General features: G+C 65.0%; 14 protein-coding genes and 1 pseudogene. 9 read left to right on the top strand and 6 right to left on the bottom strand.

All coding sequences use genetic code 11. The features are described 5' to 3' along the window. The 3 genes and pseudogenes from ACVWWW_RS10760 to xth form a co-directional block, all read left to right on the top strand. Positions 1–363: a Spx/MgsR family RNA polymerase-binding regulatory protein gene (locus tag ACVWWW_RS10760; RefSeq protein WP_027083552.1), complete on the top strand. Its 363-nt coding sequence runs from the start codon at positions 1–3 to the stop codon at positions 361–363. Then, positions 360–1,490, top strand: a complete 1,131-nt coding sequence (dapE, locus tag ACVWWW_RS10755) for a succinyl-diaminopimelate desuccinylase (RefSeq protein ID WP_027083553.1) — start codon at positions 360–362, stop codon at positions 1,488–1,490. The genes ACVWWW_RS10760 and dapE overlap by 4 nt, the downstream gene beginning before the upstream one ends. Before the next feature lie 39 nt (positions 1,491–1,529). Beyond that, positions 1,530–2,528, top strand: a pseudogene (gene xth / locus ACVWWW_RS10750) (exodeoxyribonuclease III); the annotation flags it as partial. 297 nt (positions 2,529–2,825) lie between these two features. On the opposite strand, the gene ACVWWW_RS10745 reads toward xth, so the two are convergent. Next, on the bottom strand, positions 2,826–3,440 hold the full coding sequence (locus ACVWWW_RS10745) for an HAD-IB family hydrolase (protein WP_051235320.1): 615 nt from the start codon (positions 3,438–3,440) through the stop codon (positions 2,826–2,828). A gap of 112 nt (positions 3,441–3,552) precedes the next feature. Between ACVWWW_RS10745 and ACVWWW_RS10740 the strand changes: the two genes are divergently transcribed. The 5 genes from ACVWWW_RS10740 to ACVWWW_RS10720 all read left to right on the top strand — a co-directional run bounded on the left by ACVWWW_RS10740 (position 3,553) and on the right by ACVWWW_RS10720 (position 7,748). Further along, positions 3,553–3,699, top strand: a complete 147-nt coding sequence (locus tag ACVWWW_RS10740) for a hypothetical protein (RefSeq protein ID WP_155914371.1) — start codon at positions 3,553–3,555, stop codon at positions 3,697–3,699. A 167-nt stretch (positions 3,700–3,866) separates the two neighbouring features. Further along, positions 3,867–5,468, top strand: coding sequence for a M28 family metallopeptidase (locus ACVWWW_RS10735; protein ID WP_155914425.1), 1,602 nt, complete (start codon positions 3,867–3,869; stop codon positions 5,466–5,468). A gap of 187 nt (positions 5,469–5,655) precedes the next feature. Further along, on the top strand, positions 5,656–5,949 hold the full coding sequence (locus tag ACVWWW_RS10730; protein WP_027083555.1) for a hypothetical protein: 294 nt from the start codon (positions 5,656–5,658) through the stop codon (positions 5,947–5,949). Between the two features lie 106 nt (positions 5,950–6,055). Continuing rightward, positions 6,056–6,406, top strand: a complete 351-nt coding sequence (locus tag ACVWWW_RS10725; protein ID WP_155914372.1) for a hypothetical protein — start codon at positions 6,056–6,058, stop codon at positions 6,404–6,406. A 316-nt stretch (positions 6,407–6,722) separates the two neighbouring features. Further along, on the top strand, positions 6,723–7,748 hold the full coding sequence (locus ACVWWW_RS10720) for an ion channel (RefSeq protein ID WP_027083557.1): 1,026 nt from the start codon (positions 6,723–6,725) through the stop codon (positions 7,746–7,748). Positions 7,749–7,845: 97 nt separating this feature from the next. On the opposite strand, the gene ACVWWW_RS10715 is transcribed toward ACVWWW_RS10720, so the two are convergent. From ACVWWW_RS10715 to ACVWWW_RS10700, 4 genes are all read right to left on the bottom strand, one after another. Then, on the bottom strand, positions 7,846–8,187 hold the full coding sequence (locus ACVWWW_RS10715; protein WP_027083558.1) for a carboxymuconolactone decarboxylase family protein: 342 nt from the start codon (positions 8,185–8,187) through the stop codon (positions 7,846–7,848). Positions 8,188–8,243: 56 nt separating this feature from the next. Continuing rightward, positions 8,244–8,657 carry a (R)-mandelonitrile lyase gene (locus tag ACVWWW_RS10710; protein WP_027083559.1) on the bottom strand — a complete coding sequence of 138 codons (414 nt, stop codon included), beginning with the start codon at positions 8,655–8,657 and terminating at the stop codon, positions 8,244–8,246. 32 nt (positions 8,658–8,689) lie between these two features. Next, complete coding sequence (locus ACVWWW_RS10705) at positions 8,690–9,940, bottom strand: MFS transporter (protein ID WP_051235322.1); 1,251 nt, start codon at positions 9,938–9,940, stop codon at positions 8,690–8,692. A gap of 71 nt (positions 9,941–10,011) precedes the next feature. Continuing rightward, positions 10,012–10,977 carry an alpha/beta hydrolase gene (locus tag ACVWWW_RS10700; protein ID WP_456998693.1) on the bottom strand — a complete coding sequence of 322 codons (966 nt, stop codon included), beginning with the start codon at positions 10,975–10,977 and terminating at the stop codon, positions 10,012–10,014. 337 nt (positions 10,978–11,314) lie between these two features. Between ACVWWW_RS10700 and ACVWWW_RS10695 the strand changes: the two genes are divergently transcribed. Then, positions 11,315–12,211 carry a LysR family transcriptional regulator gene (locus ACVWWW_RS10695; RefSeq protein ID WP_027083561.1) on the top strand — a complete coding sequence of 299 codons (897 nt, stop codon included), beginning with the start codon at positions 11,315–11,317 and terminating at the stop codon, positions 12,209–12,211. Positions 12,212–12,339: 128 nt separating this feature from the next. Here ACVWWW_RS10695 and ACVWWW_RS10690 read toward each other — a convergent pair whose 3' ends face one another. Then, complete coding sequence (locus ACVWWW_RS10690) at positions 12,340–13,020, bottom strand: hypothetical protein (protein WP_051235324.1); 681 nt, start codon at positions 13,018–13,020, stop codon at positions 12,340–12,342. Positions 13,021–13,095: the final 75 nt, after the last annotated feature.

Raw genomic sequence — 13,095 nt, 5'->3', positions numbered from 1 at the left:
ATGGCGACGACGCTCTACGGCCTCGCCAACTGCGATACGTGCAAGAAGGCGCGCAACTGGCTCAAGCGTTTCGACGTCGCGCACGATTTCGTCGACTACCGTGACGCGCGGCAGTCGCCGGAAACGCTCGTGGAGTGGAAGGGCAAGCTGGGCGGCTGGGACGCGATGGTCAACAGGTCGTCGACGACGTGGCGCAACCTGCCGCCGTCGCGCAAAACGCCGGGTTCGGACGCCGAATGGAAGCTGCTGCTGCGCGAGCATCCGCAGCTGATCCGTCGCCCGGTCGTGGTGACTGACGACGGTGCTGTGTCGCAGGGTTTCACCGATAACGGATTCAAGAAGCGCTTTGGAGTCGGATCGTGAGCGACGTGCTAGACCTGACGCGTGCATTAGTCGAACAGCGCTCACTGACGCCGGACGATGCCGGCTGCCAGGCGTTGATCGCCGCGCGCCTCGAAGTCGCGGGTTTCCGCTGTGAGTCGATGCGTTTCGGTGACGTCGACAACCTGTGGGCGGTGCATGTCGGTGGCGAAGGACCGACGCTCGTGCTGTTGGGTCACACTGACGTGGTGCCGAGCGGGCCGGTCGCTGATTGGGCCAGCGATCCGTTCAAGCCTGATATCCGCGACGGAAATCTCTACGGACGCGGCGCAGCCGACATGAAAGGCAGTGTCGCGGCGTTCGTCGTCGCGCTCGAGCGTTTCGCGCGCGAGCACGCGGGACATCGCGGCCGCGTCGCATTGCTGCTGACGTCGGACGAGGAGGGCGTCGCGCTCGATGGCGTGCGCAAGGTCGCCGATGCATTCCGTGAGCGCGGCGAGCGTATCGACTGGTGCATCACGGGTGAGCCGTCGTCGAAAGCGGCGCTCGGGGATCTGCTGCGCGTAGGCCGTCGTGGTAGCCTGTCGGCGACGCTTACAGTGCGCGGCATCCAGGGCCATGTCGCGTACCCCGAGAAAGCGCGCAATCCGGTGCACGAAGCGATGCCGGCGCTCGCCGAACTCACGGCGCGCAAATGGGACGACGGCTACGAGACGTTCCCGCCGACCAGCCTGCAGATCAGCAACATCCTCGCGGGTACGGGCGCGAACAACGTGATTCCCGGCGAGCTCCAGGCGCTGTTCAACCTGCGCTACAACCCGCACTGGGATGCAGCGCGGCTGGAAGCCGAATGCGACGCGATCATGGCGCGGCACTGCAGCGACTACACGATCGACTGGCATCGCAGCGGCGAGCCGTTCTACACGCCGGATGGTGAGCTGCGTCGCGTTTGTCGTGAGGTGCTCGGCGAGTTCGCTGGTACAGCGCCGGAAGAGAGCACGGGCGGCGGTACGTCGGATGCACGCTTCATCGCGCCGCTTGGCGCGCACTGCGTCGAGATCGGGCCGGTGAACGCGAGCATCCACAAGGTCGACGAACACGTGTCGGTTGCTGATCTGGAGCGACTGCCGGAGCTGTATTTCCGGCTGATGCAGCGCCTGCTGGGCTGACCTCACCGGTCGTGCACGGGCGGTGCCTAGCATCGCTCCATGGCCCGATTGAAGATCGCAACGTTCAACATCAACGGTGTGCGTGCGCGTCACGCCGCTCTACTCGAATGGCTGAAGCGCGAGAAGCCTGACATCGCGTGCCTGCAGGAATTGAAGGCGCCTGACGAAGCGTTCCCGCAGCTTGATATTGAAGATCTCGGATACGGCGCGATCTGGCACGGGCAGAAGTCGTGGAACGGCGTCGCGATCCTTGCGCGCGGCGCGCAGCCGGTGGAGCGGCAGCGCGGCCTGCCCGACGATCCGGACAGCACGCAAAGCCGCTACCTTGAAGCCGACGTGCACGGCCTGCGCGTCGCCTGTCTCTACCTGCCGAACGGCAATCCTTGGCCGGGGCCGAAGTTCGAATACAAACTCAAGTGGTTCGCGGAGTTGCAGCGTCGGACCGCGGCGTTACTGCGTAGCGGCACGCCGACCGTCGTCTGCGGCGACTTCAACGTCGTGCCGACCGACGAGCTCGACATCTACAACGCGAAGTCGTGGAAGACCGACGCGCTGCTGCAGCCCGAGAGTCGTGAGGCGTGGTTCGAACTGCTGGAACAGGGTTGGACGGATTCGATTCGCGCCGTGCATGGCGACGAGAAGATCTACACGTTCTGGGATTACTTCCGGAAGCACTGGGAACGCGATGCCGGCCTGCGCATCGACCACCTGTTGCTGAGCCCGGATCTGGCGCCGATGCTGCAGGACGCGAACGTCGACCGCTGGGTGCGTGGGCGACCGGGCGCGAGCGATCATGCGCCGACGTGGGTGGTGTTGGATACGGCGGGTGGGTCGAAAAAGGCGGGGTCGACCAAGTCCGCGCCTTCGCGTAGCGAAGCGGGCGACGTAAACACAGCTTCCGCGAGCAAAGGCAAGCGTGTGACGAAGTCAGCAGCAAAGCAGGCAGGCCGGTCCGCAGCTGCTGGAAAGGTTGCGAAGACTGCGACCAAGAGCGTGGCGCGGAAGGCCGCCGGAAAATCACTGGCGCGCAAAGGTGCCGGCAGCGTCGAACGGCCGAAAGCCGCGGCGAAGAAGAGAGCGAGTCGCGCGACTACCGCTTCGAAAGTCGCCGCGAAGAAGGCCGCCACTAACAAGGTAGCCACTAAGAAGGTCGCCACTAAGAAGGCCGCCGCCAGGAAGGCCGCCACTAAGAAGGCTGCCGCCAGGAAGACAGCCGCCAAGAAGACCGCGAAGGCCGCGTCGAAGAAGGTGTTGAAGGCCGCGACCAAGCGGGTGACCAAGCGAGCGAAGCCCACCGCGCGTCGCTAGCCGGTCAACTCGGCCGCGCGAGCAGCGTTACGCGGCCTCCGGCGCAAACGTCGCCGCCGGCATCTCCCGGAAGTAGGCGTGATGGGCCATCGCCAGCATCGCGTCGTCTTCGATCGTGTCGCCGTACGCATGGATGCGCTCGAACTTCGAAAGATCGAACGCTTCGCGCACGCGGCGCGCCTTCTCCTGTCGCACGCATTGCTCGCCGTGGTAGCGGCCGGTCAGCCGGCCATTGCGACGTTCCATCGTCGAGCACAGCACTGGGAGGCCGTGCGTCGCAGCCCACGGTTTCAGTAGCGAATCGAAGTTCCCTGACACGACGACCACGGTGTCGCCACGACGACGATGCTGCTCGATGCGCGCCATGGCTTCGGGCCGCAGTAATGCAGGCACGGAGTCGCGAGCGAACGCCACGCCCGCATCGTCGTATGCGGCCGCGTCCATGCCAGCGAACCCGATGCGTGCAATCGCGGCACGCGCCGTGTTGCCCGATACGAGCCCGCGTCGATACGCGAGGATGATCGGTGCGAGCGGCGGGTAGCCCAACGCGAGACGCCAGCGCGGAACAACGGCGTGCATGAACGGCGGATACGTCTCGCGCGTGGTGATCGTGCCGTCGAAATCGAAGAGAGCGAGGTCCATTTCAAGTCCATACCGCCGCTTGGCGCGGCGCGTTCAGGATAGCGACGATGGTGTCGCCGTGTCTGAGACCCCTGCGGCGCAGACTGCGCGCCCCCACAGGAAGGACCCCGCCATGTCGCCCGTCTCGGCCACACCCAATCGCCCGCCTGCACCGCGTCGTGCAGCGCCCATCGCCTCCGATGCCGACCGCCTGCGCAGCGGGCTTCCGCTCGAATCAGGCGAAGCACTTCCGCCGCCGCCGCCGCGTCCGTTGCACTGACGCGAAACGCGTTGGGGCTCACGTTTCCAGCGGCCGTTGCGCAATGTTGCGCCGCGGCCGCTTGCTACCATCGGCCGGTTGCCAATCGCATCAACGAGGTTCCCTTGTCCAGATTGCTCGCCGCATCACTCCTTACTGTTTCCATCGGGCTCGCATTGCAGCCCGCGATGGCCGCGAAGGGCCCCGACATCAGCGCGACGCGCCTGTCGTCGATCGTTCGTACGTTGTCCTCCGATGCATTCGAAGGCCGCGGCCCCGCGACGCCGGGCGAAACCAAGACCGTCGACTACATCGTGTCGCAGATGAAGGCCATGGGCCTGCAGCCCGGCGGCGAGATGAAAGCCGGCAAGCACACGTGGACGCAGCCGGTTCCACTGCTGCGCGCGAACATCACCGGCACGCCGCAGCTGTCGCTGAATTCGGGCGGCAAGTCGCAGGCGCTGACGCAGGGCGAGCAGATCGCCGTGCGTGCCGCGCTCGATGGTTCGAAGTCGGTGTCGATCGACAACGCACCGCTCGTGTTCCTGGGCTACGGCGTCAAGGCGCCGGAGCGTAACTGGGACGACTTCAAGGGCATGGACCTGCACGGCAAGGTCGGTGTCGTGCTCATCAACGACCCGGACTTCGAAACGGGGCAGGGCGACTTCGGCGGCAAGGCGATGACCTACTACGGTCGTTGGACCTACAAGTACGAAGAAGCCGCGCGCCAGGGCCTCGCCGGCCTGCTGATCGTGCACGAGACGGACCCGGCGTCGTACGGCTGGAACACCGTCAAGAACTCGAACACCAATACGATGTTCGACGTGGTGCGTGACGACCCGAAGGCATCGCATCCGTCGCTCGAGGCGTGGATCCAGCGCGACACTGCGGTCGATCTGTTCAAGCGTTCGGGCTTGGACTTCGATACGCTGAAGAAGCAGGCGCAGTCGCGCGACTTCAAGCCGGTGGTGCTCAATGGTTCGTCGTTCACCGCGAAGTACGCCGTCGACAGCCAGGTGATCACGTCGCAGAACGTCGTCGGCCGCCTGCCGGGCAAGAAGCGCCCGGACGAAACCGTCATCTACAGCGCGCACTGGGATCACCTCGGCATCGGCCAGCCCGACGCGAAGGGTGATCGCATCTATAACGGCGCGGTCGACAACGCGACCGGCATCGCGTCGCTGCTCGAACTCGGCCGCGCGTTCGCGAAGGCGCCGCCTACCGACCGTTCGGTCGTATTCCTCGCCGTCACCGCGGAAGAGAAGGGCCTGCTCGGTTCGGAGTACTACGCGTCGAAGCCGCTGTACCCGCTGTCGAAGACGGTCGGCGTCATCAACATGGACGCGCTCGATCCGAACGGCCTTTCGAAGAACTTCACGACGTCCGGCAGTGCGAAGGTCGACCTGCTCGACGAACTCACGGCGACGGCGAAGACGTGGGGCCTGAGCTACAGCGCCGATCCACATCCGGAAGCCGGCCACTTCTTCCGCTCCGATCACTTCCCGTTCGCCAAGCGCGGCGTGCCGGCGATCTCGTACGGCTCGGGTAACGACTGGGTGCAGGGCGGTGTTGCAGCGGCTGAAGCCGATCAGGCGAAGTACACGGCCGAGCGTTATCACCAGCCGGCCGACCAGTGGGAAGCCAGCTGGACGTTCGCCGGCATGGCGCACGACCTGCAGATGCTTTACACGCTGGGTCACGACCTCGCCAATTCCGACCGCTGGCCGAACTGGAGCCAGGATTCGGAGTTCCGCGCGGCACGTGATGCGACGGCGAACGATCGTCACTGATCGGTTCGAACGTTGCGTATGAAACGGGGCCTTCGGGCCCCGTTTTTGTTTTGGCGCTGACCGGCGGAGCTCGGTGGTGCAGCGTACGGCCGCTCGAACTGAGCGTACGGGCACGCCCTGTAGCCGAACAACGCCGCTGTGATCGACAATCGCCTGCCAATCCTCCGCTCCCGTACGGACCCCAACGATGCATGTCTTCAAGCTCTCGATGATTGCGGGCCCCACCTGCACTGCGGTGCCGAACGGTTCGGTCGTCAACGGCGCATGCCTGGTCGCAAACGATGACGCATCGCGCGCGAGAGATGCCGCTCTGCTCGCTCTTAACGCGCTGGGGTTCCAGTCGTGCACGTTCCTCGACGTCGTGCAGCTGCCGTCGTCGCCCGACCTGTCCCGATACAGTGGTCCGATGCGGGCTGCCTTCGATGAGGCGCAGCGCGATGGCGTGTCGGTGATGTTGTACCCGTCGGGCAGCGTCAGCTGATTCATGCACTGCGGTGCTGCGCATGCGGCGATTGATTGCGTGTCGTCTGCGACAATTGATGGGTGCAAGCACTGGTTGGATCTAAACGCTGCCTATGGAGTCGTCGATGCTTAAAAGAAGCATGAAGTCGCTAGCAACGGGGATGATGTGTCTTGCGGTGTTCAGCGCGTTTGCCGCCGATCCGATTCGGATCGATGGAAGCACGGACGTAAGAGCCAAGGCGAGTTTCAACCACATGGTCGACGCCGCAAGCCCTGAAAGGGCGCGCGAGTTGCAGGTCGCCGTGCTGTTGACCGTCATGGATGGCGTCGGCAGTGCACGAGAAATGTTGTCACGACCGGAATTGCGCAGCCCCTCGATTGCATTGATCAAGGATCGCGTAAATGGCATGACAGCCGATGAACTCATCGCACTGTCCAAGACGAGTACAATGAAGGCAGCGCCAAGTCGCCCATGAGGGCGAGCAATCCATCCAAGCCGACACCGCTCCGTCATTTCGCTTGGCTCAGCCATTCGTATGAAGTCGCACGGCTGCACAGGGATGCCAGCGAAGGGAAGTGTGGGTCAATAGAGTCGCCGCCCCAGAGGCGGCGACGCTCCTTACTGGTCGTGTTACGTACGGCCGGCCTGACCAGTCTGTCGGAACCAATACCCTTTGCCTGGTGCCTCGACACGCTAGCGCCGTTGACACATCGGGTACGCGTTCTTCGGAAGGATCGGCACGCCGCTCGCGCGTCGGGCACTGCCGCTGCGGACTCGCGCTGCGTCCATCCATGCTCATGCAGATCCTCGAGTTCCTCCTCGGCCTGGCGCTCGTCATCGCGACGTTCCGCGATCTTGTCGAAACTGTCGTCGTACCCGGCGGTGCGCATAACTCCTTACGCGTATCGCGACGGCTCGTGTCGATCACGCTGCCGCTGTGGACACGGGGAGCACGTCGGCAGATCGGTGTCAGCTTCGCGCCGGCGATCCTGATTGCATCGTTCGCCGTGTGGATCCTGCTGCTGATCGTGGGATTCGCGCTGATGGCGCACGGCGCGCGCTCGCAGTTCACGCCGCCGCTGGAGGGATTCGACGCGGCGTTGTTCATGGCGGGCAGCGCGTTGACCACGATCGGAACCGGCCCGTCGCATCCGCATGGACTTGCTGCCGTCGTCGCGGTGGCCTGCGGGCTGACCGGCCTGGCCAGCATGACGATGGCGGTCACCTACGTGCTCGAGGTGCAGGCCACCGTGCACGAGCGCGACCGCGGCGTGCTGAAGATCTCGACGTCGGCGGGCGAGCCGCCATGTGCACTGACGTTGCTCGAGCGCTACGCGGAACTCGGCTGCCGCAGCGAGCTGGCGGTCATCCTGCGCAACGCGCGCGAATGGTGCGCGGCGGTGCTACAGAGCCATGCCTCGCATCCGTGGCTGATCTATTTCCGCAGCCCGAGCGTCGCGACCGCATGGCCGACGTCACTCGGCGCGGTGATGGACCTCGGGCTCATCTTCGAGCGGCTGCTGGACGAGCAGGAGCATTGCGGCCTCGGTGCGCTCGTGCGGCAGCAGGCCGAGTGCTTGTCCACGCAGCTCGTCGAACTGGTGCGTCTCGAGCCGGAAGCCACCGATGCGTCGACAGACGACGTTGGAACATTGATGACGCGACTCGAAGCGGCGGGCTATCGGCTGCGATCGGGCATCGATGCTGCGGCGTTCGCACGCGAGCGTGCCGACTGCACATCGCGGATCGAAGCGTTGTGTCGGCACCTTGGTGCGGGTGGGGCACCGTTGGTGGCGGAACAGCCTTCGCGGCGTTGACCGACGTTTTGGCGCGTCGACGATGATCAGGTCAGTCCGAGCCGTCGTGGTTGATCACATCGCCCGACCAGAGCGTCGATCAACGCCGACGCGCGCACTAGCCGGACGTCTTACCCGCATCGCCTTCCGCAAATACCTTGCGGGCGACTTCCACCGCCGTATTCGCAGTCGGCCATCCCGCGTAGAAGGCGAGATGCGTGATGAGTTCGATGAGTTCGTCGCGCGTCACGCCGTTCTGCTGCGCGAACTTGAGGTGGAACGGCAGCTCGTTCATGCGGTAACCGGCGACTAGAGCGGCGACGGTGATGAGGCTGCGGTCGCGCTTGCTGAGCTCGGTGCGCTCCCAGACATCACCGAACAGCACGCTGCGCGTGTAGTGATCGAGCGGCGGTGCGATATCGGCGTACGGCGTAGGCTTCGAATTGTTGGTGTCGGACATGGACGTTCCTCCGGTGGTGATGCGTTGCGCCGGTCGGCGAGGGCGCGCAAACAAGCTCAGACGCCGATGCGTTCGCCGGCGAGATATTCCTCGTCGGTGACCTTCTCCATCCATTCGACCGCCTTGCCATCCAGCGACTCCTGCACGGCGATGTGCGTCATCGCGGTCGTCGACGTCGCGCCATGCCAATGCCGATGTCCTGGCGGGCATACGATCACGTCGCCCGCGCGGATCACTTCGATCGAGCCGCCGTCGCATTGCGTCCAGCCGCAACCGGCGGTGACGATCAGGATCTGGCCGAGCGGATGCGTATGCCATGCGCTGCGTGCCCCGGGCTCGAACGTCACAGATGCGCAGGACACGCGAGCGGGCTCGGAGGGCGACACCATCTGGTCGAGACGCACGCGCCCGGTGAATGTTTCGGCCGGCCCTTCTTTCGACGGCTGCGCGCCGATGCGATGAATCTTCATGTGCGGCTCCTTGGTGCTTATTGAGAGTGCGATCAATCGACCACGACGGGACGTCGCGTTGAATTGCCTGCGGCGGCGATCGTCGGCGTGACGCCGGCAGTCGACACGGCGCGGCCCGCGAGTACCGCGAGCCCTGCAGCGACCAGCAGGATCGCGGCGCTCGCGCCGAACGTCGCCTGATAGCCGACGGCGTCGAACAGAACACCGCCCACGCCTGCGCCCAGCCCGATCGCAAGCTGCACGACTGCCACCATCAGCCCGCCACCGGCTTCTGCATCGCGCGGGAGCGTGCGCGCGAGCCACGTCCACCAACCGACCGGCGCCGCGGTGCCGACAAGGCCCCACACCGCGAGCAGCAGCGCCGTCGCGATTACCGAACCGCCGAGGATAGGCAGCGCGACCGCGATCACAGCCATCAACAACGGAATCACCGTCAGCGTGCGGTAGATACGCGTGTCGAGAAACCTACCAATCAACGTGGTGCCGACGAAGCCGGCGACGCCAATGACGAGCAGCAGCAGCGACAGCGTCGACGCCTGCAAACGCGTGACGGCTTCGAGGAACGGACGCAGGTAGGTGAACAGTGCGAACTGGCCCATGAAGAACAGGCTGACCGCAGCCATGCCGAGCACGACGGGCCGGCGCTTCAGCAGTCCGAAAACACTGGCCTGCCTGGCGTGTTGTTCCGGTTGCATGCGCGGAAGCGTCAGCAGCTTCCAGCACAGCGCGATGGCAGCGACCGGCACCACGCTGAAGAACGCCCATCGCCAACCGACTAGTGCCGCAACGTAGCTGCCGGCGGGCGCCGCAATGACCGTCGCCAACGCATTGCCGCCGTTGACGATCGCGAGTGCGCGCGGCACCTGCGCGTCGGGTACGAGACGCATCGCTGTAGCGGCCGACATCGACCAGAAGCCGCCGATCGCCACGCCGATCAGCGCGCGTCCGATCATGAAGATCGTGTAGTTCGGTGCGAACGCGGCGATCGACCCGGATGCGATCATCAAAAGCGTCAGACCGGCCAGCAGTAGTTTGCGATCGAGCTTTCCGGCGGCCTTGGCGATGACCAGGCTTGTGACCAGTGCGAACGCACCGGACACCGAAATCGCCTGACCGGCCTGTCCTTCGCTGACGTGCAGGTCGTGCGCGATCGGCGTCAACAGGCTGACCGGCATGAACTCGGACGCCACGAGTGCGAACGCGCCCAGTGCCAGCGCGAAAACACCGCCCCAGGCCGCACGCTCCGGGTGCATGGTTACGGTCGATATGGAAGTTGCAGTCATGGTGTTCCTTCTTGGAGACTTTGTTGCGCAGCGTCTCGCCTCAAGGAGAGCGAGCTACCGTCGCTCAGCGCTTATTTGAGGTTCGCGCGGAAGAACGTCGTCAGCTGCTCGAATGGGATCAGGTCAGTGCGGTCGTAGAGATCGACGTGCCCAGCGCCCGGGATCACAACGAGCTGCTTGGGCTGGCCTGCCAGGCGATAGGCGTCTTCGCTGAATTCGCGCGAGTGCGCTTCCGAGCCGGTGATGAAGAGCATCGGACGCGGCGAGATCGTGTCGATGTCGTTGAACGGATAGAAGTTCATGAACTTCACGTTGCTGGTCAGCGTCGGGTGCGTCGTCAGCAACGGTGACGAGCTGGGCGGCGTGTATTCGCCGCGCGGCGTGCGATAGAAGTCGTAGAACTCGCGCTGGACGGGATCCGTATTGGCATCGAGCCGGTGCACGCTGCCGCTGGTGTACTTCGTCTCGCCGCCGCTGAATTCGACATAGCGTTGCTCGGCCGCCGCGGCGATCGACTGCTTGCGCTGTTCCAGCGTCTGCGAATGTCGCAGGCCGTTGCGATTGGCCGCGCCCATGTCGTACATGCTGACCGTCGCGATCGCCTTGATACGGGGGTCGATCTTCGCAGCGCTTATGACGAAGCTGCCGCTTCCGCAGACACCGATCACGCCGATGCGTTCGCGGTCGACGAACGCCTGCGTCCCGAGGAAATCGACGGCCGCGCTGAAGTCTTCGGCGTAGACGTCAGGCGACACCGCGTTGCGCGGCTCGCCTTCGCTCTCGCCCCAGAACGACAGGTCAAGCGACAGCGTCACGAAGCCCTGTTCCGCCATCTTCGTCGCGTAGAGGTTCGCGCTCTGTTCCTTCACCGCGCCCATCGGATGCCCGACGATGATCGCCGCGCTCCTGCGGCTGCGGTCCAGGTTCTTCGGCGTGAACAGATTGGCCGATACCGTCATGCGGTACTGGTTCTTGAACGTGATCTTCTGCACGACCACCTGGTCGCTCGTATAGAAGTTGTTGGCTCCGTGCGACATGTCGGCTCCGATAGCGATGGGCGAGCTGAGCAGCAGTGCGGCTGCGAGCATCAGTGGGCGCAGCAAGCGGCTTGGTGTCATGCGGCGGGCGGCCGAACTCACTTCGCGGCCTGGACGGTGGTCAGCGTCGTGCGGGCCGGGTGCGTCGGCGGCGTGCTCGCCGAAGGCATTCACAGGCATGGGTGTCGGCCTCTCCAGTGTTCCGCGCTGCTGTCGTTGGTTCCATCGCAGCGCGGGAGTGGCGGCCAGTCTGGCGCGCGTGCATCCTTTTGATTAGCCACTTGGTGCTTAAATGCCCTAGTAGCTCTGCTAATCAATCGGTGTGGGAGGCTGGGCCATGGCACGACGCAACCTCGACGACCTGCTGGCCTTCATCACCGTCGCTCGCGAAGGCAGCTTTACGCGCGCGGCGAAGGTGCTCGGCGTAACCCAGTCGGCGCTGAGCCAGACCGTGCGCGCACTCGAGGATCGGCTCGACATCCGCCTGCTGACGCGTACCACGCGCAGCGTTTCGAAGACTGCAGCCGGCGAACGGCTGCTCAATGCCATCGCGCATCGCTTCGACGAGATCGAAGCCGAACTGGACGCGCTAACCGCGCTGCGCGACAAGCCTGCAGGGACGGTGCGTATCACCTGCGCGGACCACGTCTTGCGCGCAACGATCTGGCCGAAGCTCGCGCCGTTGCTCGTCGAATATCCCGACATCAACATCGAGTTCGACGTGAGTTATGGCCTGCGCGACATCGTCGCCGACCGCTTCGACGCAGGCGTGCGGCTGGGCGAAGCGGTGCAGAAGGACATGATTGCCGTGCCGATCGGACCAAAGGTGCGCATGGCGGCCGCGGCGTCACCCGAATACTTCGCGAAGCGCCCGCCGCCGAAGACGCCGGACGACCTCACGCATCATCGCTGCATCAACCAGCGCCAGGGCAGCGGTGGACTGTATGCATGGGAGTTCGAACGTCGCGGACGCGAACTCGAAGTGCGCGTCGAAGGGCAGCTCATCTTCAACACGTCGCCGCACATCGTCGCGGCTGCGCTCGATGGACTTGGCATCGCCTATCTGCCCGAGGACGAGTTCACGCCGCACATCGGGGAAGGGCGGCTCGTTCGCGTGCTCGAAGACTGGTGCCCGCCGTTTCCCGGCTTCCATCTGTATTACCCGAGCCGACGTCACCCGTCGCCCGCGTTTTCTCTGGTGCTGGATGCGTTGCGGTACCGGCCGAATGCGTGATGTACGCCGCCTTCGGTGATTTTCGCGACAGGCATCGACGCTGAGCGCAGCCGACGTCGACCAGGTTGTGCCTCGAACAGCCACAACCCGTCGTATCGATTGCGTGCGCTGAGCGCGTCTAGCCGACGCTACTTCGGCGTCATCGCGACATCGATGTGGTCGATGTGCCAGTGGCGTTGCGCCTCGGTGGAGCCGGGGACGTCGTTCACGCGACGCAGCACGACTTCGCCGTTGCGCGGGCGCGAGTTGGCGGGCGCGGACGTCGGCTGGAAGCGCACGGGAACGGTGACGTAGCTGGAGCCCGCTGCGCCTTGCATACCGCCCGGTGCGTCGACTTCGACATGCGGCGTGCCGAGGCTCGCGAGCTTCGCGCGGAATTCGGCGGCGTGGCCGGCATCGGTCCACAGCGCATCGGCGTCCTGCGTGCGCTTTTCGTCGACGAGTGCGAAGTAGGTTTCGACGACGGTTGCCGCGGCTTGCGGACTTGCCGCGTCAGGCGGTGTGCTCGGTTCGGGGAGTGATGCGTTCGATGCGTCGGGCGTGGCCGTCGACGTGGCCGCAGGCGGTGCGGTCGGCGTCGCGTCTGCAGGGGGCGTCGTGTCGTTAGTCGCTGAAGGAGACGTGCTCGCGCTCGTGTCGGTTGCGGTCGACGCATCGGTCGCGGTAGATGCGGAGCTTGCCGCGGGTTCCGTTGTCGACGTGGATGCCGGTGCAGCGGGATGACACGCGGATGCGGCCCACAGTGTCACAGCCAGCGCGAGCACGTTGCGTGCGAGGCGAACATCGGTACGCGAGCGTTGCAGTGTCATGGCGTGTCTCCGTGGCGTCCGGCGAAGGCTGCACCAGCCGGTGATGGCGTCGGGTGATGGTGTCGTCGGTTCGTG

The sequence above is a fragment of the Lysobacter sp. HA18 genome (assembly GCF_054057595.1).
This window is presented reverse-complemented; position numbering and strand designations above follow the sequence as displayed.